15 protein-coding genes are annotated in these 26,643 nt (G+C 36.8%); 6 read left to right on the top strand and 9 right to left on the bottom strand.

Annotation, left to right across the window (positions count from 1 at the left end; translation table 11 throughout):
• The 6 genes from GN157_RS06435 to GN157_RS06410 form a co-directional block, all read right to left on the bottom strand.
• Window positions 1–4,779 (bottom strand): PKD domain-containing protein (locus GN157_RS06435; protein WP_157482275.1); only part of this gene is annotated, 4,779 nt, incomplete at its 3' end.
• Window positions 4,780–5,043: 264 nt separating this feature from the next.
• Window positions 5,044–5,670, bottom strand: a complete 627-nt coding sequence (locus GN157_RS06430) for a response regulator (protein WP_157482274.1) — start codon at window positions 5,668–5,670, stop codon at window positions 5,044–5,046.
• A 4-nt stretch (window positions 5,671–5,674) separates the two neighbouring features.
• A complete protein-coding gene (locus GN157_RS06425) occupies window positions 5,675–7,615 on the bottom strand; it encodes a sensor histidine kinase (protein WP_157482272.1) in 1,941 nt (646 codons plus the stop codon).
• 153 nt (window positions 7,616–7,768) lie between these two features.
• Window positions 7,769–8,236, bottom strand: coding sequence for a hypothetical protein (locus GN157_RS06420; protein WP_157482270.1), 468 nt, complete (start codon window positions 8,234–8,236; stop codon window positions 7,769–7,771).
• A gap of 284 nt (window positions 8,237–8,520) precedes the next feature.
• Window positions 8,521–10,950: a DUF4114 domain-containing protein gene (locus GN157_RS06415; protein ID WP_197429410.1), complete on the bottom strand. Its 2,430-nt coding sequence runs from the start codon at window positions 10,948–10,950 to the stop codon at window positions 8,521–8,523.
• 123 nt (window positions 10,951–11,073) lie between these two features.
• Entirely contained in the window at window positions 11,074–13,149 is a 2,076-nt protein-coding gene (locus GN157_RS06410; protein WP_231749066.1) for a tetratricopeptide repeat protein, read from the bottom strand.
• A 368-nt stretch (window positions 13,150–13,517) separates the two neighbouring features.
• On the opposite strand from GN157_RS06410, the gene GN157_RS06405 reads away from it, so the two are divergent.
• Window positions 13,518–14,720 carry a glycosyltransferase gene (locus GN157_RS06405; protein ID WP_157482266.1) on the top strand — a complete coding sequence of 401 codons (1,203 nt, stop codon included), beginning with the start codon at window positions 13,518–13,520 and terminating at the stop codon, window positions 14,718–14,720.
• Here GN157_RS06405 and GN157_RS06400 read toward each other — a convergent pair.
• The 3 genes from GN157_RS06400 to GN157_RS06390 are packed head-to-tail and all read right to left on the bottom strand — an operon-like array spanning window position 14,703 to window position 20,558.
• The gene (locus tag GN157_RS06400) at window positions 14,703–16,253 is read right to left on the bottom strand and encodes a glycoside hydrolase family 2 TIM barrel-domain containing protein (protein WP_157482265.1); all 1,551 of its coding nucleotides are present in this window, start codon (window positions 16,251–16,253) and stop codon (window positions 14,703–14,705) included. The genes GN157_RS06405 and GN157_RS06400 overlap by 18 nt on opposite strands.
• Entirely contained in the window at window positions 16,240–17,472 is a 1,233-nt protein-coding gene (locus GN157_RS06395) for an Ig-like domain-containing protein (protein WP_157482264.1), read from the bottom strand. The genes GN157_RS06400 and GN157_RS06395 overlap by 14 nt, the downstream gene beginning before the upstream one ends.
• Complete coding sequence (locus tag GN157_RS06390) at window positions 17,469–20,558, bottom strand: hypothetical protein (RefSeq protein ID WP_317163509.1); 3,090 nt, start codon at window positions 20,556–20,558, stop codon at window positions 17,469–17,471. Before GN157_RS06390 ends, GN157_RS06395 begins: the two co-directional genes overlap by 4 nt.
• Before the next feature lie 185 nt (window positions 20,559–20,743).
• Between GN157_RS06390 and GN157_RS06385 the strand changes: the two genes are divergently transcribed.
• The 5 genes from GN157_RS06385 to GN157_RS06365 all read left to right on the top strand — a co-directional run bounded on the left by GN157_RS06385 (window position 20,744) and on the right by GN157_RS06365 (window position 26,638).
• A complete protein-coding gene (locus GN157_RS06385; protein ID WP_157482263.1) occupies window positions 20,744–21,931 on the top strand; it encodes a glycosyltransferase in 1,188 nt (395 codons plus the stop codon).
• A gap of 194 nt (window positions 21,932–22,125) precedes the next feature.
• Window positions 22,126–22,800, top strand: a complete 675-nt coding sequence (locus tag GN157_RS06380) for a response regulator transcription factor (protein ID WP_157482262.1) — start codon at window positions 22,126–22,128, stop codon at window positions 22,798–22,800.
• Window positions 22,801–24,159 (top strand): sensor histidine kinase, encoded by a 1,359-nt coding sequence (locus GN157_RS06375; protein WP_157482261.1) that lies wholly within the window; start codon window positions 22,801–22,803, stop codon window positions 24,157–24,159.
• A 95-nt stretch (window positions 24,160–24,254) separates the two neighbouring features.
• Entirely contained in the window at window positions 24,255–25,538 is a 1,284-nt protein-coding gene (locus GN157_RS06370) for a TolC family protein (RefSeq protein ID WP_157482260.1), read from the top strand.
• Between the two features lie 5 nt (window positions 25,539–25,543).
• Window positions 25,544–26,638 carry an efflux RND transporter periplasmic adaptor subunit gene (locus GN157_RS06365; RefSeq protein WP_157482259.1) on the top strand — a complete coding sequence of 365 codons (1,095 nt, stop codon included), beginning with the start codon at window positions 25,544–25,546 and terminating at the stop codon, window positions 26,636–26,638.
• Window positions 26,639–26,643: the final 5 nt, after the last annotated feature.

Below are 26,643 nucleotides of genomic sequence, written 5' to 3'. Positions count from 1 at the left end.
TACATTTTGCGTTTGAGTGGACTCATTTCCATTTTCATCAGTATACGTCCATGTGATTACTGTTGTTCCCTGTGCTGTGATTGGGAAAACGGCATCATTGGTTACCATTACTACTCCGTCACAGTTATCGGTTGCTGTTGGCGCGGTTACATCACTTTCAAGTACCTCACATTGTGCTGTGATATCGGCTAAAGTCGCTACATCTACCACTGGTACTGTAGTATCTTCAATTACTACATTTTGTATTTGTGTGCTGTAGTTGCCGTTTTCATCGGTATACGTCCATGTGATTATTGTTGTTCCCTGTGTTGTGATTGGGAAAACAGCATCATTGGTTACTGTTACCTCTCCGCCACAGTTATCGGTTGCTGTTGGTGCAGTTACTTCACTTTCAAGCACTTCACATTGTGCCGTGATATCAGCTAAAGTAGCTACATCTGCTACTGGTACTGTAGTATCTTCAATCACTACATTTTGTGTTTGTGTGCTGTAGTTGCCATTTTCATCGGTATACGTCCATGTGATTACTGTTGTACCCTGTGTAGTGATTGGGAAAACAGCATCATTGGTTACTGTTACCTCTCCGCCACAGTTGTCGGTTGCTGTTGGTACCGTTATATCGGTAGTAAGTACTTCACACTGCGCTGTAATATCGGCTAAAGTTGTTACATCTGCTACTGGTGCGATGGTATCTTCAATTACTACATTTTGTGTTTGTGTGCTGTAGTTGCCGTTTTCATCGGTATACGTCCAAGTGATTACCGTTGTACCCTGTGTTGTGATTGGGAAGGTTGCATCGTTTGTCACGGTTACCAATCCACCGCAATTGTCTGTCGCTGTTGGTTGGGTTACGTCACTTTCAAGCACCTCACATTGTGCTGTAATATCGGCTAAAGTCGCTACACCTGCCACTGGTGCTGTGGTATCTTCAATTACTACATTTTGCGTTTGTGTGCTGTAGTTACCATTTTCATCGGTATAAGTCCATGTGATTACTGTTGTGCCCTGTGTTGTGATTGGGAAAACAGCATCATTGGTTACTGTTACCAATCCACCGCAATTGTCTGTCGCTGTTGGTGCAGTTACATCACTTTCTAAAACCTCACATTGTGCTGTGATGTCGGCTAAAGTCGCTACATCTGCTACTGGTGCTGTGGTATCTCCATTAATAATTTCAGCAGAAGTAGTTGTAGTACAACCATTATCATCTGTAATTGTTACTGAATAAGTTCCTACCGAAAGGTTACTTATATCTTCGGTAGTTGCAGAATTACTCCATTCAAATGTGTAAGGCGCTGCACCTCCGGTAACAGTTAAATTTATTACACCATCGCTACTGCCACTACAAGATGTATTAGTAACTGTAGTACTCCCTGAAAGAGGATTGTTTACCGTAACCGAGCTTGTTTTTGTAAATGTACAACCAGTATTTGTAGTTACTTTTAGTGTAACCGTATACGTTCCTGATGTACTGTAAGTATGCTCAGGATTTTGTACTACAGATGTAGTACCATCACCAAAGTTCCACTCCCAAGCTGTAATACTGCCATCTCCACTAAAAGCAGTAGCATCTGTAAAAGCTAGGGTATAATCAGTACAGTTTGAAGGTACACCTGTTGTAAAATCAACTGTTGGCAGTTGTATTGTAACTACATCTGTATGGATATCAAAAGTATTAAAAATTGTATCGGTTACTTTTAATGTTACTGTATATTCTCCTTGTGATGCATAGGTATGAATAGGGTTTTGTGCTATTGAAGTACTTCCGTCGCCAAAATCCCATTCCCAAGTATCCGGTTGTTCAGACTGATCTGTAAAAAATACTGTGTGTGGCAAACTACATCCTGCAGAAGGGCTAATGCTAAAATCAGCTTCATAAACAGGCAGGTCGCTACTATACTCATAGGCTCCCATATCTATTATATCCAATTCAAAGAAGCTGTCATCATATACCCTTGCATTTCCGGCTACGTCAGTATCATTCAATAAACTTCCCCCGGCATTAGTATAGGTTGTATTGCTACCTGTATTAATAGCAGGGCTACCCAGTTTTAAACTATAATCTCCGTTAGCTGGGTCGGTAAAAATGTCTTCAGTTGCAAGCCCTGTAGCATCGATGTTGCCGTTAGAAGAGTTGCTACTTCCTTGTATAAGACTATGGGTATACGTTGCGTAAGAAGAAAAATCATTAATAATTTCTCCCCAAACAATACTGTTATTTATCGTTGGCGAAGAACCCCCAAAATTACACATCCCGCTGCCAAAATCCGCTGTATTTTCACTAATCGTCACATTGGTTAAGCTCGGAGTGCAATTATTATTATAGATCCCGCCGCCATTACCCGCTGTATTTTTACTGAACATCACATTGGTTAAGCTAGGAGAGGAATGATCACTATTACTCATCCCGCCTCCTAAAATTGCTGTATTTTCGCTGATCTTTACATTGGTTAAGCTTAGAGAGGAAGCCCTAAGGAAAATTCCGCCGCCATTCCTATGAGTTATAAGTTGGCCATTAATGGTCAAGTTAGCATTGCTATCGGCGTTGCCCCCGTTGATTTGAAAACCGTTTAATAGGGCCGTCCCCACATTACCGGCACTCACTACCACGTGATATACATTATCACTAAGATCATTAAGAGCCCCTATATCGCCGCTTAAAACTGTAGCATTGCCGGCAAGACTAAGGTCACGATCGCTAAGATTGGCTTCACTCCCGGCAAAACCTCCATACAATTGTACATTATTCACCAGCAAAAAACTGTTTGCCCTACCTTGATCGCTACCAAAGTTTAAACCGTCCTGTGGGCTGTATAAAGGTGTGTATGTACCTCCCGCTACCCAAATTTGTAAGGGTGGTGTTACCCAAGCCGAATCTTCATTATATTTTGCCCATTTCAAAGCATCAGCAAGTTGTGGTATTGCATTTTCCCAACTAGAGCCATCTCCATTACCGCCACTTACATTACTGTTTACATATAAAACATTATTAGCATCGGGGTATAAATCAATTCCTTGATTTTCATAAGCACCTATGTCAATTATACCATCTAAAACTCTTTGGTTACCAGCCAAATCTGTATCATTTGTTAAGCTACCTCCGGCATCTGTATATAATGTATTGCTACCTGCATCAATAGCAGGGCTACCCAGTTTTAAACTATAATCTCCGTTAGCAGGATCAGTAAAAATGTCTTCGGCTGTAAGTCCTGTAGCATCAATATTACCGTTAGCCGTGTTACTTGCATTTTGTATAAGGGAATTACTATTTATTGTAAATGAAACAGTAACACTATTATTTGTTACCTGCCCCCATATAATACTGTTAGTTATATTATAAGAAGAAGAATATGTATTATATATTTCATTACCACTATCATAACCACCGGCACTATTACCAATCATAGTTACGTTAGTTAAATTAGGTGAAGAAGCAGAACAGCACATACCACCTCCGTAATTAGCCTCATTTCCGGTAATTATTATATTTTTTAAAATTGGAGAGGAAGAGTCAATAATTGGGGAGGAAGAGTCAAGAATGTAGAGTCCTCCACCTTTATAATTACAATTGTTTTCTACAATAGTTAAATGCATCAAACCTGGGGAAGAATTATTAATATATATACCCCCTCCTGAATTATTAATAATAGATTGTCCGTTAACAATTATTTGGTTATTTATACTGGCATATCCACCTGTAACAGTAAAACCATTAAGCACTGCCGAACCCACATCTTCTGTACTTACTACTACGTGACAAGTATTATCACTACTATTATTAGGTATACCTATATCACCACTTAAAACAGAAGCGTTTGTAGTTATACTTAAATCTCTTTGTGATAAAGTGGTTTCTGTACCTGCAAAACCTCCATACAGCTGTACATCTTTTACAAGTAAAAAACTATTATATCTATCTTGATTAGTGCCAAAGTTTCCTCCATCCTGTGGGCTGTATAAGGGGTTATAAGTCCCTCCCGCTACCCAAATTTGTAAAGGTGTTGTTGCCCAAGCCGGGTCTTGATTACCATTTGCCCATCGCAAAGCGTCGGCAACTTCGGGCAGGGCATTTTCCCATGAGTCACCGCTTTTGTTTCCGCCAACAACATTTTTATTCACATACAAAACGTTTTCTGTACTTGGCGTTATAGGCAGTTCTTCTACTATTACATCATCTATAAATAATAAAAACATATCTATACTATTGTTCCTAAAGCCTATATATACGGTTTGCCCGGTATAGCTGTTTAAGCTGACTGTTCTTGTTGTCCAATCGGAGTTTTCGGCTTCTGTTGAAAATAACACATCCGAATTTGTAAGCATATTACCCATAACGCCTAAACTACCTGTTGGGGGAGTTGTCATAATACGTACTTCATACCCGTCAGGAAATTCAGGATCCGGAGCTTGAGCTCCCCACGATAACTGAAGGTTATAGTAGCTTGCTGATGCTAAATTTATAGCAGGTGTCCACATCCAGTCATCTGAAGCATTAACCGGTTCATACCATGATGTAGATACTGCTACTGAATCTTGTACGTTAAAAAAGTCTTCTCTACGAATCCAGGAAGCATTATTAAAGTAACTTACGCTAGGGTCTGGAGTGAAACCATCAACATTAGCGAGCGTCCACCCCGAAGGAAAACTGTATGTTCCCAGTCCACCTGCAGTACTTCCCGGTATGTTATCGAAATCTTCCTGGAAAATTACCTGAGATACTGCATTTGTACCACTTACTAAAAACAGGCTTATAAATATAAAATGTAATAGTGCTCTCATAAATATTATTTTTTATTAGTATTACAATATTTATGAATTAGCTGTATGTGTTTAGTACACGCCAATGTATTAACGGCTTGTAATAAACTTCCCCTTGTATCGGGTTGTAATTGGGCATTGCTATGCCTTAATATTCCAAAAATTAACGGAATAAATAGGTGTAGTTGGTATTTCATAATTAGGACGATAATATTATCCTACAAAACTACCGTGGGTACTTAACTTAAACCATACGTACACCTACGTATAAAATTTAATAATTAATTATGATAAAAAGTCGGGGTTTTGTTTTAACCAAAGTATTAAAGCATTTGACCCCGAAGGCAAGTCCAGCTTCTCTATAATATTACTACGGTGCTTCTCTACCGTTCGTTTTGAGATAAATAGCTCTTCGGCTATTTGAGCACTGGTGTATCCCTGCTCCAAATACCTTAAAATTTTCACTTCGGTAACGGTTAGTTTATCTACAGCACGTTCTTTATAATCAAAGTGTATAGACTGTGTTAGGTTAGTACTTATGTATTCTTTATCATCCATAACCTTAAGCAAGCACTCTTCAAGTTCATTAAGAGCAGTATCTTTAGTTAAATATCCTGCAATACTCTCCCCTACTTCCTGAAGTATAGCTTCTTGCTTGTGCAGGGTTAGTATAATAACTTTAGTAGGTATTTTATTCTGCTTTATCTGCTTTGCTATTTCCAGTCCGTTTAGTTTAGGCATATCAAAATCTAATATGGCTACATCGGGCTGGTGTTTTAAAATTTTATTGTACGCATCATTACCGTCTTCGGCAGTAGCAACAACATCATATAGCTTTTCTTTTAAAAAGCTTTTTGTGCCATTTAATAATAATGGGTGATCATCTGCCAAAAAAACACGTACGGGTATCATTATCTTAATTTTTGCGTATTTTAATAGTTATAGTAGTGCCTTTGCCTTTTACTGAGTTAATATCGACTAAAGAGCCTAAAAAGGCAGCACGCTCTTTAAGGTTTTTAAGTCCTAAACTATTAATGGTTTCCATTTTCTCACTTACATCAAAACCAATTCCGTTATCTTTTATTTCAAATTTAATATAAGTATCTGTTTCGGTAACCTCAACTCTGCATGCTTTTGCCTGCGAATGTTTCTCTACATTAGCCAAACACTCCTGAACCATTCTGTAAATAAAAATCTCTTTCTCTTTTTCTATTTTCAGATTGTCAACCTGTATATCTTCTGAATAAAAGATAGTTGAGTTTCTTTGAAAATTTTGAATAGTATGCTCAATAGAAGTAAGCAGTCCTAATTTTTCAAACTGAAAAGGATGCAAGCTCTGAGACATATTCCTTACCTCATTTATAGTTTGTTCAACAAGCCCGGTATCTTTTTCCTTATGAAGCATAAGGTTATTTTTAATTAACAGGAGATTTTGGCCAATACTATCGTGCAGTTCTCCCGCTATACGCTTTCGTTCTTGTTCTAAATGCTTAATGAGGTTTCGGGCAAATTCTTTTTGAAGCTTCGCCTTTTTTATTGCATATAACCGTAAACGCCATATGTAAATTAGAATAAATAGACTCACAATGAGGATTCCTCCAAATATATAACGTTGATTAACAATGCGGTTTTTTGCCTGAAGCAGTTTTATATCCTGATTGTTTCTTATAATCTCAAGGTCTTTTTTTTCTGTTTCAAACTGCGTTTGTACATAGGCAAACTTTTTACGCGATGCTGCCTTATTTACTGAGTCTTTAAGGCTTACATACTCTTTAAAGTAATGAAGGGCTTTGAGATTGTTTTTTTGCTGTTCATTAATTTCTGCCAACAGCAAATACGCTCTTGCCAGCGCCTGCCAGTCGTTAACCTTATTTAAATTGACCAATAGTTGTTGGGCATATTTCTCTGCATCTTTAAAACGTGTGTTTAACAATGCATTTTGACTTTGTGCTAACTTGTAATAGCTATTTATAAACGGAATTTGGTTATCCTTGTGTTCTAGCTTTTGGTTTAACTGTTTAAAATAATAGTTAGATTTTTCTTCATCATTATGTCTTGCGTATGTAGTAGAGGCGTAAGCCAGCGTTATTATATTTACTATTTCACTTATATCCGAATGTTTACTGTTTGCTTTTAATGCCTGATTTATATGATACAACTCTTCATCAGATTGGTTTTGAAAAAAGGCATCTGAAGCTGCTCCCAGATGAGCTATTGCCAAAACCTGTGCGTACTTGTCTTTATTACCCAGTTTAAATATCAGCTCTCTTTCTTCTGCTGCTTTATCATAAATGGCATAGTTACTAAACAAAGTACTTAAACCACTTTTTGTCCACAACAGCATTAAGGTATCTTTTTGATGCGTAAACAATGTCTCTGCCTTTTGAAAATAAAGAGAGCTTTCTGAAAACATATTAAGTTTATTAGTGTTTTCGGCAGCTTTTAAATAAACATATCCGTATTCATAAAGGCTGGAGTCCTTAACTTGCTCCATAAACAAAGTACCTTCTTTTAAAATTTTTAAAGAGCCTTTATAGTCCTGCGCATAAGTTGCAGCTTCGGCATAATTTATATAAAACCTAGCCCGTTCTTCAATATCTGTACATTTAGCTAAATAAGGTTTAAAACCACTAAATAAAATGTAACTATCCTTATGTTTAATTTCATTAAATATAAGATGATTGCCAAGTTTATTTAAAGCTTTTAAAGCTTTGTTATATGATTGATTTGCCAGAGCCTCCTGATATGTTAATCTTAATTTTTGGGGAGAAACAGTATCCTGAGTTTGATTTGCCTGAGCAGAGAAAGAAACCAAAAACATTAACAACAAATAAACTCTTAGATAAAGCAACTTCATAAAATTAGGGTGGTTAGCCTACAAAATTAAGATTTATATTTTTTATTAAGAGTAAGGTAGCATTTCATATTAAATATTTTTACAAAACTGTTTTTCAAATGATTATACTGTATTTATATCAAAACACTTAATCTGATAAATCACCCTTTATTGTTATTTCAATATAGCTATCATATTTGTCTTTAACTTCTCAATATCTGTATCAAGCTTTTCTTTAATGATTACTTTTTCTAAAACATCAAGTTTTTGTATAAAACATTTTTCTAAAAACTCATTTCTTTCATTTTCGCTTTTATTGAAAAAATTTAATCTATTAATAATCACTGGGATTCCGATTGACTTTTCTCTTTTCCTATATTTTTCAATATTTGGCAAACTTTGCATTTCAATCACATCAGGATTAACATAAAATTGAAAAAGAATAAGTTTTAAATCATTACCATAGTCTTCAAAATTTAATTGTTCAATTTTATTACTAATCCCTTTTTCTCCCCAAATATAGCTCCTAAATTCTCTACCTTGTTCAGTTGCTAAATCTATCTGTTCTTGAGTATCATTATAATTACCTACAGTAACAGAAACAAAACATTTTAAAATACTATTTTCTTTTTTATTTTCCATTAATGATTATTTTTATTTAAAGGACCTTTTTGTTTGAGAAATTGAAAAAACCCTTAATACTTTGCCTCCTGAGTCGTTATAAGTATACTTAATATTAATTATCGAACCATTGACTTTATATTGGAATATTGCTTCAGCAAAGTTAGGATTTTGTCTATTCACGTTTAGACCATTTTCCGAAATTCTCTCGCTTCCATTTACTCTGTCCTCAAAACGGGATGCTTAAATAAAAAACTCCGTTCCCTTATAAGAAAACGGAGTTCAATTACAGTTTAAAGGGACTCTTACCTTATCATACAACGTGTTTGGTAAACCTTACCATCCACAGTTGCCACATTCATCATGTAAATCCCTTCGGGAAGATTAATGTTAGCTAAAAGCAGTTCTTTTCCGGAAGTTTGTTTTTTATACCCGCTGCTTACTATAGTTCTTCCTAACATGTCTGTAAATGTTACGTGTTTCACCTCAGTATCTTCCGGCAATACTACAGTGGTGGATCCTTTAAAAGGATTGGGATAATTAAATATATTTGTGTGTAGTGTTTCAAATTCGGGAACCGATAGAGTTTGAGCTCCAAAACTCATGTCGCTCACGGTTATGTCAAAATCTTCAGTAGCCATGTACCCGCTTATTACAGAGAATACAATGCTCCTTACCCTCGCCCCGTTAAACGACTCTCCCTGTAAATTTTGAAAAGCCGATAAAGGTATACTAACTCCTGTCCCCTCACTGTGAGCTGGCAACTGATAGGTTAATCTGTTTTCCCAATCAGTTAGGTTTTCTGTAACCAAAACCACCTCAACAGTATGAGAGTTTTGCAGGGTAAAATTAAGGGCTTCATAATCACTTACATCAAGTGTAAGCTCTCCCGCCAATATATTCCTGAAAAGATTTACAGTACCGCTGGTCTGTCCGGTTAAGGAAGCATTTCTTTCTATATTATAACCTTCCTGCCCATCTTGCTCATAAGGTTGTACAGTGAAGGAAGTAATACCGGTAACCTGAGCATCATAATCAATTCCCCACGGGCCATCTGCCAGATACAACGCATCTGTTCTAACCGATTCGGGTGTGTTAACCGAAAAACCAATATCAAATAAGCTTTCTGTTTGTACCACAAGACTTTGATTATAATCTCCAGTAAGTATACTTCCTTCGGTAATATTCTCTACATCTGCCTGTTCTGTTATTCTTTTATTACCTTCAAAATTCAGATTTAACGATGCTGTTTTGTTTACTATTTCAAGATTAAGGCTACCATTCTTATAAATACCGTTTTTTACAAACACCTGTGGTATCCTGTTTTCAACCTCAACATCGGTTACTGTATTATCTTCGGCTAACTGAGTTAAAATATAGTTGGTTATACTGCTTACCTGCCCCATATTACTACCCCATACCTGAAAGTTAAGATAATCTCCTACCGGATACTGACCTATATTCCAGTAACTGTGTAAATAGCTTATCGTTTCGGTTTGCTGTATTGAAAAAGTAAGGGCATATTCGGTTATTCCGTTAGATCGTTTTATTTTAGACATAATCAGTTCATGCCCCTGAAGTTTAATAGTGCGGACATCCTCCAGAGACGAACCGTTAAGCCTGTCGCATATTGCTTTAGAGTGGTCGTAAACACCTCCTGTAGTTTGTGTTGCCAGTGCTGCAGCTACCCTTTCTGAACCCGAATAATAATCTACCGAAAACACCTGCTCTGCATTAGTGATTTGGGTTAAATCTTCAGGGCTTGATACATAAGGTGTTTCTGTACCAAACATCCCTGTTGTTGGCAACAGTGCCGAAAAGTTTACTGTTTGACCGTTTTTTAAAATACTGTTAGATGACACATAGGGGTTTTGTAATTGTTTCCTGTTAAGGAAACTATTGTTTTTAGCCCTTGTAAAGTTCCTGTTAGCAATAAGCCCTGCCAGGCTACCGTTGCTTTCCAGTCCGCCATCATTGGCAGAAGAAACGTCGTTAGCGCTATCCACATCGGCTACATTAACCAGTTTCATAGCCGTGTAAGGATTGCTGGTTACATAAAAAACCACATCATTAAAATCGTTATCACAGCTTTGGTAATCCCTTCTTATATCTTCAAAGCTTAAAAGTACCCTTTCATTTTCAGGGTCAGAAAGCAATACATTGTGATGACGTAATTCGGGATCTGCTTCAGGGTTAAAATCAGGGTTAGAAAACAACTGCCATGCACCTCCGGTTACGGCGCTTCCGTTCCATCCGTTAGCAAGCAGTACCCAGCCTATACCTGTACCCGCAGGGAAGGTTCCTATTTTAACCTTATTCCCGGCAGATAATCCGCCACCATATCCTCCTTCGGAGGCATTAGGGAAAATAATGGTAATGTCTTCCGGTTGCGGAGCCGATGTATATGGATTGTTTATATCATAAGTATAAAACCCCAATACGTTTTTATAACCGGCGCCTTCCTTTACAAAGGTTACCCACACATCGGCAGCTTCCAGCAGCTCAATATCAGTATCATATCCTGCCGATATATATTGCGGGTTGTATATTGGTACCGGATAGCTTTCCGGCAATGAATTGTTTACTAAATCGTGAGTTGCCTGTGTTACCACATCACCCGGTGACTCCAGGTATAAGGGAACTCCTAACGAGTCATACTCTCCTAAAAACTGGTAGTTTTGCCCAAAAGCAAAAGAACAGCACATCATTATAGATAATAGTAGTAATCTTTTCATAATCATATACTTTTGAGTTTGTTTGTTATAACAAATTTATATAGCTAAAGTACTGACAGTATGATTATTCGATTATACAAAAGCTGTTAAAGACGAAAGGCTTTTATCTTTCGTTTAACGGACTTATTCAGCTTCCCCCCTGATAAACAATGGCTTGGAAGTAAGATACCATTTTAAACGGAAACCAAGCTCTGTATATGTAAAACCGGCTGCCGTGGTAGAAGCAATGTTACTGTGTAGTCCGTACAGGTTTATAAGCAAACGATGAGTGAATTTATAGCCTATTTTTCCCTGCAGCCTGTAAGTAGCCTGTTTTTGGTCGCTTTCTATAAACTGATACCCTACAGCCCCATTAAGGTTATAAAACAGGCTTTTAGGTTCGGCTACCTGTTCATCCTTTAGGAAATCTACAAAAACCTCCCCTACGTTAAATCGTTTTGGACTAAAGTATACCTCCGGTCTGCGTTCCTGAAAACTAATATACTGGTAATTTATACCTGCCTTTAAAACAGGAGCATACATAAAGTTATAGTACAGCGAAGTAAATAACAAGTTACGGTCGTTACCGTCACTTTGGGAAGTGTAATAGTATTGTGTAAACCACCCCAGGTTAAAGTTTGTACCTACGTTGTAGTTTAAATACATATTATCGGCAGTAATTTCACTATCAATCAGGTTGGCATTAAAGTTTTGTATATCGCGTTTATATCCTATTTCGGCATCGTGCATTTTAAAAGGCTTTACTTTAAAAAACACATCGGCAAGAAACTGACTGTAGCTGTTATTAAACGAACTCGCATTACTGCTACCCAAAGCAAGATTAAAGCTAAGTTTTGGCAGTGCCTGAAACTGCATTCCTATTTTAAAATCGTTAGTTTCGGCCTCAACATTCGTATTATCGTTTTTTGTTTTCCTGTACTGATAAAAACCGTTAAATGTAATTTTTGTACTCACAGGGACTGACAATGAAGTATTAGTATAATAAGCCCTGTTCTTACCATTATCAAAAGAATACCCCAACTTCTCTTCCACAAAAGGAGAGTAAGTTGTATTGAGCTTTTGAAGAAAAGCTTCGGCATCTTTTTGATTCTTAAATATACTCAGGGTTTTATTAGCAGCCGAATAAGCCTCTACAGGTTTACCATCGGCAAAATAAGCATTAGCTATACCGAGGTTACCATCAAACGAAAGTGAATCCTGAACCAGTATGTTCTCATAATCAGTAATACTTTGCCTGTAATCGCTTTTATACATACCTAAAGTGGCCGAAGCAGCCAGTACATAACCTTCATTTGGGTTTATAGCCCTTTCCTCATCAATGGCTGCTTCTGCCTCTTTAAATTTACGGTTCCAGATAAGCGCCTGTATGTGCCTTTCTTTAGCTAGTTTTATGACCATCTCATCATTAACATTTTCAGCTTTCTCTAAAGCCTTGTTTGCCCATATCAGCGCTTTTTTATCTTTACCGTTTATATGATCTGCCAGAGAATATCCTGCCATAGCCACAATACTGTCGTTAGCATTTACGGCTATTTTAGAATAGGCATCTTTGGCCTCATCTGTTTGTTTGGTAATCAAATATATGTTTGCTTTATTTAGCAGTGTATCCTTATCATTTGGAAAATCTTTAAGGTTATCATCCAGTATAAGCTGTGCTTCCTCATATTGTTTTTCCTGAACCAGCATAGCCGAATATCCCAAACGGATGTACTTCCTGGAAACCATAGCATTTGCATTGCCCGGTGAGACCTCAAGAGCCTTATTTACATAGCTTAATGCTTCGGGATATTCTTTCAGGTTGGAAAGTGTATTAGCATAGCCTAAAAGTGCCGGAAAGCTTTGTAGTTGTTTTTCTATAAGCCCCGCGTAAAAAACTTTGGCTTCACTGTATTTTTTATTCCATAGCAGTGATTCGGCATAATTAAGTTCTATTTCAAAATCACCCGGATACTGCTCCAGCATTGTAGTAAAAATAACATTGGCTTTAGCAGGATTACCATTTAAGCCCACTGCCCTGCCGTAACAAAGGTTGGCAGTTTTATTATCGGGGTAATTCTTCAAAACATTTTCAAAGAAACTTTCGGCCTGTGCAAACCTGCCCGTTTCAAGATGAGTAAAGCCTTCCTGCATATTTTGTGACCATGCAGTTAAACAAAACAGGTATGACAATACATAAGTAAGGTGTTTAAAATACTTCATAATACTGTTTTTATTTTGGTTTGATAACTGCAAGTTACTCACTAAGACTAAAAAAATAATCCATAGTAACTTACCACTCATCGGGTCTAAAAAGCATTTTACAGAAAGGTAAGCAATTATAACTGCTTATAATACAGCTTCCCTCTTTAATTTTCGATAAAAATTCATATAAATAACTGATATACAAACTAAATATCACCTTATTTATAGAGCCTTAATGATTATTACTTAGCTCTTTAGCCAAACTTATTCTTTTATCATTACTCAGGTTACATTCATCTAAAGTAAACTTCCGCTAAACGAAAACCCTTTACAAAACCTTTTTTGCAACAGTAATTTTATGCTACTAACCTTAAAAACATTTACTTATGAGAATTGCAGTTGTAACTTCGTTCCCTCCCAGTAAGGTAACTTTAAATGAATACGGATATCATTTAGTAAAAAATTTTGTGAATAAAAGTGATATCAGTGAGTTACTATTATTAACTGATAAAACCAAAGCTCCCAAACAGCTTGACTTTGATAACAACGACAAGGTTAAGGTAAGGGAATGCTGGGAGTTTGACAGCTATTTAAGTTTTTTTAATATACTTAAAACCGTACTTAGTGAAAAACCCGATGCCGTGCTGTTTAACCTACAGTTTTTAAAATTTGGAAGTAAAAAAGTACCCGCAGCTATGGGACTAATGTTACCTATGGTGCTAAAAGCAATGGGAATCCCCACTATAGTATTACTCCACAATATTATGGAGGAAGTAGATTTGTCTCAGGCTGGTTTTTCTAAAAGTAACCTTCTCAAAAAAGTATACTCTTTTATAGGTACTAATCTTACCAAATGTTTACTTAGAGCCAATACCGTAGCTGTTACCATACAAAAATATGTAGACGTACTTAATGCTAAATACAAAACCGATAATGTAACTCTTATACCTCACGGTTCGTTTGAAACGGTTAAATACCCCGACTTTGAACCAAAAGTAGGCCCGAAAAAAATTATGGCTTTCGGTAAGTTTGGCACATACAAGAAAGTTGAAATAATGATAGAAGCCGCACAACAACTTCGTGAAAGGATAAATGAAGAAATTGAAGTTGTTATTGCAGGAACCGATAGCCCTAACACACCGGGATATCTTGACGCGGTACAAAAGAAATACAGCCATGTAAGAGGTATCACTTTCACCGGGTATGTGGAAGAGCATGATGTAGAGCGTATTTTTACAGAAAGTACTGTAGTTGTATTCCCTTATACTGCCACAACAGGCAGTAGTGGTGTACTGCACCAGGCTGGTAGTTATGGTAAAGCAGTTGTTATGCCTGATTTAGGTGATCTTGCTCTTCTTATTGAAGATGAAGGCTATCGCGGTGAATTCTTTAATCCTGCATGTGCTTCATCATTATCTATAGCCATAGAGAACATACTGGTTAACGACGCTTACCGCAGGGAGCTCGCTGTTGCTAATTATAAGGCTGCCAAAGCACTTTCTATGGAAAGAATAACCAATATGTACCTTGAAGAATTCAGACGTATTGATGAAACCAAATTTGGTAAATCATTAATTGGAGATATGTAGGAACGATGGTTTGGGTTTACCGTGTTCATCTAAAAACCCAAACTTTTTCTGTTTGTTTTTAATCCAAGGCCATTTACCGGCTACATTATTTGGAACAGCAGGAAAATCATAAAGTGTCCATGATAAGAATGCAAGTTGTTTTTCCTTAAAAACGGCTTGCATTTTTTTATGATACTCAGCCTGACCGTTCTCTCCTTTTCCAAACCAACTCCAAAAACCCCTGTAAGACGAAACGCCAAACTCCTGCAGTACTACGGGTTTATCTGTTTGTGCTTTTAAGACATCATACTTATCCAAAAAATGATTTGGATTAAGGTAATAGTGATAAGATACAAAATCGACCTTATCCTGTAATAAAAACGCATCATGAAGGTTGGACCAGCCTATGGTAACCAAATGGTTAGGATCCCAGCTTTTAATTAAAGGCAATAGTGTTTGTAGCCATCCTGTAACATTATCCTTATCTCTGTTTTTAAAATCCAGGTCGGGTTCATTTTTAAGATCCCAGGCCAATATAGCATTATGGTTTTTAAAGGTTTGCACAATCTTTTCGGCATGCCTGTGGGTTAAAGTCCAGTTTTGTGGAGTATAATCACTATAAAAGTCAAACAGGGTTACTATAACGGCTAAGTTCTTTTCTTCAGCTAAATCTAACACCTGCCCCAGTTTATCCAAACGATCTTCCTGAACATCGGCCTTGCCAAAGTCCTCATATGGTACAAAAATCCTTACCGTGTTTAGTTTTGCATTAGCTATTATATCAAAGTCGGCCCTTATGGTATCTGTAGAGAATTTATCGCCATACATATCCCACGCCGAGTTTTTAGGATAATAATTGATTCCTTTTATAAGATAGGCTTTACCATCCTTCATTATACTGTCTCCCTTTACCTCAAAAAGTTTATGAGGTTTAATACTATCATGCACTACAGTTTCTGGTGGCATTCTTTTAATATGGCGTATTCTCCAAAAACCATCTTCTAAAAGCATCATTACCTTATAACTGGCAGTATCGGTAACCGTATTGATAAGCTTTTTATCCTGATATATTTTTTGGTATTCTACAATATTCCTGTCGGTAAACACCACAAGCTGACCATCGGCACTGTAAAAATCAATAGCCGGGTTATGTTCTATGGTTGTACCTTCTATACTTATTTTATTTGCTTTGTTATAGTCGACCAACTTAAACAGGTTCACCCTTGCACTATCAGTATAAAAATCGGCAATACCTTCTGTAGTATTAGCTTTGAGGGCGTTATTTTTTACATACCACGAAAACAGATAATCTTTCTCAATCTCCTTTAACGCCTGTTGTTCCATTTTACGCCCCGGATTATCAAGGCTACTCCAGTTTACCTTAGGCAGATAGGTAGTAATAGTTTCCTTTTCCAAATGCAGCATATCACTACGCTCAGCTCCCGAATTAAGGTATCCCAATACCTTACTTAGCCCAAATAACAAAAGCGCATTAAGTGCTATGAAACTGATAATTATTGCTGTTCTGTATATGTTTTTATTATTTACTCTCATACTGAATCAAACCTGTTTTTTGCGTGTGCCCCATTACACTTATTTCAAAACTGTATGCCTTTGCATTATACTCTCCTTTTGGCAAGCTAAATACGGCTTCTCCGTTTATGGTGTATTCCTGTATAGTGCTTACCTCCTGCCCTGATTTATTATATAGCTTAAGGGAAACCGTGGTACCGTTAGGCACAAGCTGTTTCATAAAGCTTTGTAAAGGTCCTATTGTTATTGTCCTCTTGTCTTTAGAGAAAGTATAGTTTATTTCGCCTTTTAATGCCGATTTGTAACTAACTGTAACCTCATTACTTTCGGCTATACCCGTAATGTAGGCTTTTATGGTATAGCTATCTTCTTTTTCCGGACTCGGTATTTTACTTTGAGCTATTCCGTTAATGGTATTTCCGTAGGTTTTCAATAGGTTTCCATTACTGGTTTTTATCATAAACGTGACCGATGTTCCGTCGTTTACGGTATTGCCATACTTATCTTTCAGTTCAGATGTATACACCGTAGTTAACTGGTTACCATCAGCATATTCATGATTTCGGGCAAAGTTTATGGTAAAATTTACCGGTAAAGCAGCATATACATCTGCTTCAAACTCTTTTGTCGCTACAGTTCCGCAATTTGAAGACAAGAGCATCTTCCCTGTTTTTTGGGGTGCAGTTATTCTTTCAAAAGCGATAAAATTTTGAGTGTAAAGTGCTTCTTCATTTATACTTTCTCTAAACTGATGTTTAAGCGTAACTGCTGTACTATCAGCTACAGGATTATCAAACGCATCAAGAGGTATGGTTACCATCATGGTATAATTTTCATTGCCCGCATTAATAGTACGTGGTCCAAGGTAGGTTTCTATGCCCGTTGTAACAGCATTAGGAACAATAGTAAAGTTTCCCTGTAAATTCAATTCGTTATCAAAAAAAAGATACCAGTGTACCAGTCCGGTTTTGGCTGCCATAAAATCAGGAAGTACAAATTCATTCCCTTTTGCTTGTAGTACAGTACTCCCGTAAGATGATTTGACCATCATCACAGTTTTATTTAAGCCTCCGGTATCTGTAAAAGACAAGGCAATAGTACTCCCCGCAACATACTCCTGTTGAGGATTTGACAATGCAATTTTTGTATCACGACTATCTGACTGTTGCAGCCCGAAAGACAGCAATACAAAAACTATTGCGATAGCTAATACTATGTAACCTGATTTAGTTTTTATCACCTTGGGTTAGCTATATAGTTGTTAATCTCTATTTTTATATATGAGTATCCTTTTCCGTTTACAGGTATAAGTTCCTTATCATTATGTCCGTCTATTCTTAAAGGTATAGTTTTTCTTGCCATTTCCCGGTTAGGCAGTCCGTTTACATAACAGTTTTCAGTACCCGATTTCAACAGTTCCAGTTTGCTCAAATCGGCTAGTTTATACCTGAACCTCTGCTTACGCTGTACTCTTATTCCTTCTCGGATAAAAAAATGATCTGTATAAATAATTTCCTTTTCATCATTGTAATAGCTTACCAACAACTCGGGTATGGTAACCTCCTGAATACCATAATTAAATAAAGTACCCTGTATAGTGGTATTATCAATATTCAAATCGTTTAAGGCAACCTCTTTGTATAGGTCGGTCGTAGCTACATTACCCGCGCTTTGTATATCAAAATTAACGGGTACACTTTTCAGTTTGGCAGGTGTAAACTCATCGGGGTTAAACGTCTCCGGTTTTACCTCTCCGTTACTTTTCCAGGCAATATCTTCAAAATTAACCTTAAACGTAGTAGTTTCCTTAGGCATTAGTTTATGCTTTATAACATACTTGGCATTATGTGTTGCCAGCCTTTTATCATTTTCGTCATACAGGGTCGCCTTTACAGTTACATCTGCTGGGATGTTATCTATGTTTTGCAGTTCGCCCACTATCATATACTTATTATCCTGAAAAATCATCCGGGCCGAAAGTATTTCTAGTTCGGGCTGTTTCAGTACATCCTCATGATAGGTTTGTTGGGTAGTTATACGCCTGCGTCCGTGTTTATAAAATTGTGTGGTATTATCGGCAAACATCTGGTCTGGCGGAATATCGGGATCTTTCTTATCGGGCACTATATACCACTTCCCTTTTTTCTTTACCAGCCTGTGTACATATTCCCTATCTATAATTTCAAGCGGAGTTACCCATTTGGTTTTCACTTTTACTCCTGCACTGTTTTTGGTTTTATCTGTAATGTTTACGGTTATGGCATCTAGCTTGGCATATGAGTTCACAATACCATCTGTTACCGAAATTTCCAACAGATACTGTGATAACGGATAGTCATCATCAGGAGTAATATAAGAATAAGCTCTTTCAAACTCCTTAAAATCGAGCGCATCATAATAGGACTTTACCACATTATCAGGACTTATTTGTGGCGATATGCCATAGTAGAGTTTATACAATCCGTAAGACGAAATCACAACCATAAACAGTACCCAAAACCTGTTCACCCTAAGCATACTCTTAGAGAAACCGGTATAGATTTTTGCGTGTAAAAAGAAGTCGGGTTTTGGGATTTTACGGGTTTTTAAAGCATGTATCCATAACATTTGTATATTAATTACAAATGCCAATACCACCGTTAATAACGGAATAATACCCCACATTAAACGAAGAGGTAATGGTGCCTCCTCTTTAGGTATTACTTTTGGCATGGGTGGTACATTGAGCTTTTCCCAAACCATAATACCATTCTCTAACTGATTGAGTCGCTGCCATCCGCTAAAATACAGTATGGGATCATAAAACTTATCGTTAGAAAAAACATATTTAAGGTTATACTTTTCGGGTACGGTAAGAAACTGCTGTAATGAACCAATCCCCTCCATGCCTCTAAACTTTGAGTTTTCCAGTCTTTCTACCGCTCTTGATGTAAGCTCAGGCAGCCTTCTGGCAGAATGGTAATTGCCATCTACAGTCATAGCTCCTGTTTGTGTAGACAGGTAAGCCATTTGATCGCCAAAACCAAGCGGTAAAAATCGCCAGCGGTCATGCTGATCCTGATTGAGGAAGTTGACTATTGGCAGCATGTTTATTTTTTGTGGCTGAAACGGACGGAAATAGCCTAACGAAATAGTGAATAAAGCAAAACCAAGGAAAGCGCCCGCAAAAACTCCGCTTATAATACGATGGTACACTGTACCATACCTTTGTTGTAAACTCTGTTTCAAATCTCCTTCTACCAGTCTATACACAAATTCACCAAACATGGGTAAACTAACTATAGATGCCCATAGCGTAAACCTGTCTAACGTTAATATATTAAAAGCATTGGTACCTAATAGTTTTAAAGGAATTGGAGTTGTGCCTCCTGTTCCTAAAATTGCCAACATGCTTAACGATAGCCCAAAGAATATATATCTTTTACTAAAATACCTGTAAAACACATACGGCAGTATAAACAGTATTATTCCCCACGGAATAAGAAAAAACATAAGTCCTGAAGAGGTAACTTCTAAAAAATTATCTCTGCTGCCATGTGGTATAGGCACCTGGGTTATAGGATTATTTCTTGAGTTTATCCAGTAAGGCAGTATACACACTACTACAAGGGTCAATAGCCCTATGCCAAATACAACAATACGTTTAAGGGAACTTATTAGCGTAGCTATAAAAAGCCTGAAGGTAATACTGCTGTAACTGTTTGTCCTTTCACGGGCCATATCCATAACGGCTACTCCTATTAAGGGGAGTATAAAAAATACCATCCCAAAAATAGGTGTAACATGATGTGAAGTTACCGTTACCGCAATTAGGGATAATGACGTAAGCAAGTAACGTTTTCTTCCTGTTTTTACCCATAAGTAAATTTCAGGTAGGGAATGCATCAATATTGATATTCCCATAATACTTGGTAACTGCCCGAAAATATGCAGCGTTTCCAAAAAGGAAGAGGAAAATACGGCTATAAGTGAAGCATAGCCGGCTACAGTTCGGTTACCGGTTAACAACAGGGTAAATCTATATACCCCTGTTATGAAGAGTATAACGCATATAATGGTAACGGCAAACAACCCGAATTTGAGTCCGCCAATAAGTGAAAACAACCCTATTGCCTGATGTACCAAGGGCGGATATCCCATAACGGTAAACCCTGTATACCAACTGGTATTCCATGATTCAAACCAGTTGTGGGCATAGTGATTGGAAAAAAACAAATGAATTAAGGCATCATAAGTATTTTCCAGCGTAAAGAACATAAGGGATGCATGGAAAACTACCCCTATAAGTAAGGCCGAAATAAGGTATTTGTTTGTGGTTTCCCTCACGTTATGATGTGGTTATTTGTTGTAAAGTAAAGATAATAAATAAAGTAGGTAATGTTAAAATGAAGTACCTATACATCCCTACCATTCACCGACAGAAATCTTCTGTTCAACTAAAACACTTCATAACACCCTCATTATCAATATAAATTTGAGATAATAAATCACAACAACTAATACGCTGAATTATGAATAAAGTTTTAATTGTAGACGATCAGCAACTGGTGTTGCTGTCTCTGGAGAGATGCCTTACAGAATTGGGCTACGAGGTTAAATGTTCAAACAACATTTATGATGCCATAGAGCAGTATGAAGTTTTTAAACCCGACCTTGTAATTACAGATATTAACATGTCTGCCCAATCCAACCATGTTCCCCTACAGGATACTTATAATGAAATTATCAGTAACGTATCGGGGCTTGAAGTATTAAAGTATATACGCTTTGTAAAAAAGCAGCATACACCGGTAATTATACTTTCGGGCAATGTTGATGAAGATATAATAGTTTCTGGCTTTGAGCTTGGCGCTAACGATTACATGAAAAAACCCCTAAGCCTTCGCGAAATAGGAATAAGAGTAGGTAGATTACTGGGACATACTAACATACAAAGAAAAGAGAATATAAAAGAACAATACATTCAAAACACCTGCATTGGGGTTGTTATCCCTTGTTATAATGAGGAAAAAAGACTTTTAAGCGAAGAGTTTAGAAACTTTGTACACAAAAACCTTGGTTATCATTTGTGTTTTGTAAACGATGGCAGTAAAGACAATACCCTTGCTGTACTTAAAGAGCTTCAAAAAGGAAATGAAAGCCATATAAGCGTTTACGACTGTCCTAAAAACGGCGGAAAAGCCGAAGCGGTACGACTTGGAATGCTACACCTGGCAGAACAGAAACAATTTGATTACATAGGGTTTCTGGATGCCGACCTTTCTACCAATTTTGATGATTTCTCTGATTTGGTAAAAACCATAACCAATTCAAAATACAAAGTGGTAAGCGGTTCCCGAATAAGCAGAATGGGTGCCGATATTACTAAAGAATCGGCCAGAAAAATAATAAGCATGACCATTAATTTCATTATCAGGAAAACACTGGGAATGGAGTTTAGAGATACTCAATGTGGTGCTAAAGTAATGACTACCGATGTGGTGGAGAAAACATTTGCCAAAAAGTTCTTAACCAAATGGTTATTTGATGTAGAAATTTTTATGCGAATGAAAAAGATATATGGAAACAAAGAAGCACAGGAAATGCTTTGTGAAAAACCTTTAAACAGATGGATCCATGCCGATGGTTCTAAACTTTCATTTAAAGATTCCTTTAAAATTGTTGGACAAATAGGGCAAATAGCCCTTCATTACAGATAAAATAGCAGTAAATTTTTTCATAATGTTGATTTGGTTTTTATAATTACACCCATAACGCGCAATTATGGGTGTTTTTTTATTTTAAATATTAAGAAAAATCTCTTAAGTGCATATAAAGTTAAATTATACAGATGCCGGCTTAACTTTACCTGATTTTATTTATAATTAATAAGTTTGTAAAAACTTACAGTCTTATGAATATCCTCCTGATAGAAGATGATAAAAGAATTAGTGATTTTGTATTAAAGGGTCTTACTGAAAATGGCTTTAATGTACATTTAAGCGATAATGGCGTAAATGCCCGTGAACATATTTTATCTTCAGAATGGGATATTATACTAATGGATATAATGTTACCTGATATTGATGGTGTCGAACTGGTAAAACTAATCCGCTATAAAAAGAAAAGCACCCCTATCATAATGCTCAGCGCCTTAGGCGATCCTGAAGATAAAGTCAATGCGCTAGACTCGGGAGCCGATGATTATCTTGTTAAGCCCTTCCATTTTAAAGAACTTATTTCAAGAATCAATGCACTGGTAAGGCGCACCAAACTCAATTATGATAAGGAACAAAACATACACCAATGCGGAGATATTACCATAAATACAGATGAGCATAAAGTACTGGTAAACAATAAAACCATTGATCTTTCTCCCCGTGAATACAAACTACTATTGTTTTTGGTAGAAAACAAAAACAAGGTAATGCCACGCACACAAATACTAAATAACGTATGGGGAATTAACTATGATAATAATACTAACGTGGTTGATGTATATATATCCTACCTTAGAAATAAAATGAACCTTACCTCTGCAACACTCCAAACAATAGTTGGAACAGGTTATATGCTTAAAGACAGTTAAATGAAAATAAGAAACAGGCTTACCTTAATCTCTTCGCTAACATTTGGAGTAGTATTTGTTACCGCCGCCTTTATTATATATATCGCTTTTTATCAAAGTTCAGAAAAAAGGATATTTAATGATTTACAGCGTATATGTCTGCTTTCTGCCATTTACTACCTGGAAAAGGATGAGCTTCCTATTGACCAGCACAAACAGATAAAAGAACAGTATAACGAGAATATACAAGATGTAGAGGTTGGTGTTTACAATAAGGAAAACAACGTTGCCTATGGTGATAATTTAAGTACTAACAGCATAACACCACAAATACTTAATAAAGCCCGGGAAAACCGAAAGGTAATGTTCAAATCAAAAGATCATTTCTATTTCGGGATTTTTTATCAGGATAATCAGGGAGACTTTGTCGTTTTCGTAAAAGCAACAGACAGGGACTTTAAAGCCCAGACCCATGAGCTTATGATTATCATGATGATAGTTCTTCTGGCAGGTTTATTAGTTATTTACATATTAAGCCGATTCTTATCTAAAGTTGCCTATAAACCCATTAATACGGTTATAAAACAGGTTAATGAAATAGAGGCTTCTTCTCTGGATGAAACCATAGTAAATGTTAATACCCACGATGAAGTACAAAAACTGATAGAAACCTATAATAACCTGTTACAGCGACTGTCTAATACTTTTAAAACCCAAAAAAACTTTATCAATTACATATCACACGAGTTTAAAACTCCGCTTGCATCCATATCAGGTCATTTGGAAGTATTTGCCCAAAAAGAAAGATCTCCCGAAGAGTATCAGGAAATGACGGGTAAGGTACTTAATAATGTTTATGAGATAGAACAGATATTAAACACCCTTATGATTCTTTCCGGTCTTAAAGCTGAAGCTGTAGGTAAAGAAACCTTTAGGGCAGATGAAATGCTGTGGGATATTAGTGATAAAATCTCCAACGTAAAAGAATTTGCTAATGCCAAATTACGTATTACCTTAAAAATAGAAGACGAAAAACTGCTAACGGTAAAAGGAAACGAATCGGAAATAGGTATGGCGGCATATAACATTATCGAAAATGCAGTTAAGTACTCAGAAAATGAACCTGTAGAGATTACATTACTAAACAGTGACAACCAACTGCAACTAACAATAAAGGACTCAGGAAGAGGTATTAATGCAAATGACCTTAACCATATTAGGGAAACTTTTTACAGGGGCAGTAATGTAGGCAACGTACAGGGAAGCGGTATAGGCCTGTCACTTGCTTCCATACTATTTGCAAAAAACAATGTTTCCTTTAAAATCAACTCTAAAGAAAATGAGGGTACAGAAGCTGTAATTACCTTCCCTAAACTCTAATCGTTTTCTAATACGGTTCTCATAGCTTTCTAACAAAGTACAAATATGGCTTTAATACGGGCACAATAGTTTTGTCCCATATTAAAACATGAGCCTTGAAACGATTTATTTTATCCTTTGTTTTGTTTAGTACTGTAATAGCATCGGCACAAAATAGTGTGAACGATACCATAGTGCTTACACGCGTTGATGCCGAAACTATTTTTTTACAGAGCAACCTTAGCCTCCTGGCAGAAAAACTTAATATTGATATAGCCGAAGCACAGGTTATACAGGCTAAAGTGTGGCCTAACCCTACCCTGTCTGTAAGTGAAGTTAACCTTTGGAGCAATTCAACTTCAGAAGAGCTTCCTGTATTATGGGGCAACTACGGTCGTAATCAGGAAATAGGACTTAGCCTTGAACAACTGGTGTACACTGCAGGTAAAAGAAAAAAACTAATAGCTATTGAAAAGGTTGGTGTACAAATGGCAGCCCAATACTACAAAGACATACTGCGAAGCCTAAAAACCGAATTCAGAAACAATCTTACCGCGTTACAGTTTAACCAGCAGCAAAAAAGTGTTTATGAAAAACAGTTACTATCGGTAAGGAAGCTTATTAGTGCTTATTCATCTCAGGTAAAACAGGGTAATATCAGTCAGGCAGAATATGTGAGGCTAAAAGCATCTGAACTGGAATTTCTAAACGAATTAAACGAACTGAACATTGAGGGTAATGCACTGCAAAAGGAAATGAAAATCCTTATGAACTTACCTGCCAGAAGCTATATAAAACTGGAAAATGAAGGGTTTGTACCTAATCTAAATTCAGTCAATGAATTAAACCTGGCAGACATCATCAACGAAGCTGAAAACAACCGTCCTGATTTACAGTTTGCCAAACTGGCACAACAATACAGTGATAACAAATATACCTACGAAAAGGCCTTACGAACCCCTGATATTACATTACAGGCATCTTATGACAGGGGTGGTAATATCATGAATAACTTTTTTGGTGTTGGTTTCGCTATAGACCTTCCTTTTTTTAACCGAAACCAAGGGAATATTAAAGCTGCAAAACACGCTATAGAGCAAAGTAACTTAATTAAAGAACAAACTTTTAACAGCGCCCAGGCAGAAATAGTACAGGCTTACAGCAACTTTACTAATGCGCGACAACTTTATGAAAGTATTGACAACGGTTATGATAAAGATCTTGATATGATACTGGAAAGCCACCTTAAAAATTTTAGTGACCGTAATATCAGTCTGCTTGTATACCTTGATTATGTAGAGGCTTACATTAAAAATAAAGAAATAATACTTACTTCAAAAAAACAGCTTAACGAACGTTTGGAAGAGCTACGCTATACCAGCGGACAGGAATTAAACTAATCATTATGAAACATACATTTTTAATCGCTGCAACAACCTTAGTACTGGCTTGCGGTTGTTCTGAAAAGCAAGAAACTGCACAACGTAATACCGAAAACTTTTGCCTTAATACCCAGCTTAAAGAAAAAATAGAAATAGAGACAGTAAAAAATCAAACTGTAGCCGAAAACCTTTCCCTAACAGGTAATATAACTTATAATACTGATGATGTCGTTCAGTTTTCCAGCCTTGTGGGCGGACTTATTACCAATACTTACTTCTCGCTTGGCGACTATGTAAAAAAAGGAGATGTACTGGCCGAAATTAAAAGTACCGAACTTAACAGCCTACAGGCAGAACGCAAATCGTTAGAGGCACAACTACAGGTAGCTAACAGGCAACTACAATCTGTACAATCTATGTTTGACGATGGAATAGCTTCACAAAGCGAATTGGTACAGGCTAACAGCGAAGTGAATGTTTTGAAATCTTCTTTAGAAAATGTAGAACAAAACCTTTCGTTATACAGTGCTAGTAACGAAAAATCAGTATTCCAGATAAAGGCTCCGGTAACAGGATATATCGTTTCTAAAAATGTGAGTCCGGGTATGCAGATTGCTGCAAACGATGCTCCACTTTTTACTATATCAAACCTGTCTAAAGTATGGGTTATGGTTAATGTATATCCTGCCAATCTTAAAGATATACATGAAGGGATGGATGTAACCATCACTACGCCTGCCTACCCTAACCAAACCTTTACCGGAAAAATAACCGTGATTTCACAGGTTTTTGATGCCGAGGAACATGTACTAAAGGCGAGAATTGTAATGGATAATAAAGATTTAAAACTTAAACCGGGACTTACTGCCGATATACTTATAAATAAAAAAGACAGCGATACCAAAATGGCTGCTGTTAATGCCAAAGCCCTGATTTTTGACAACAATCAAAACTACATTATGGTATATAAAGATGATTGCCATATAGAAAGAAGGCAAATAAGCCCTACGGTAAAAAACAGGGACTTTCTATACTTTGAAAGCGGACTTAATGAGGGAGAAAAAGTTATTGTTAAAAACCACCTTCTTATTTATGAACAGCTAAAAGCAACTAACTAATACAA

Source organism: Flavobacterium rakeshii (assembly GCF_009741375.1).
GTDB lineage: Bacteria > Bacteroidota > Bacteroidia > Flavobacteriales > Flavobacteriaceae > Flavobacterium > Flavobacterium rakeshii.
Note: the sequence above shows the minus strand (reverse complement) of the source record. Positions and strands in the feature narration are given on the sequence as shown.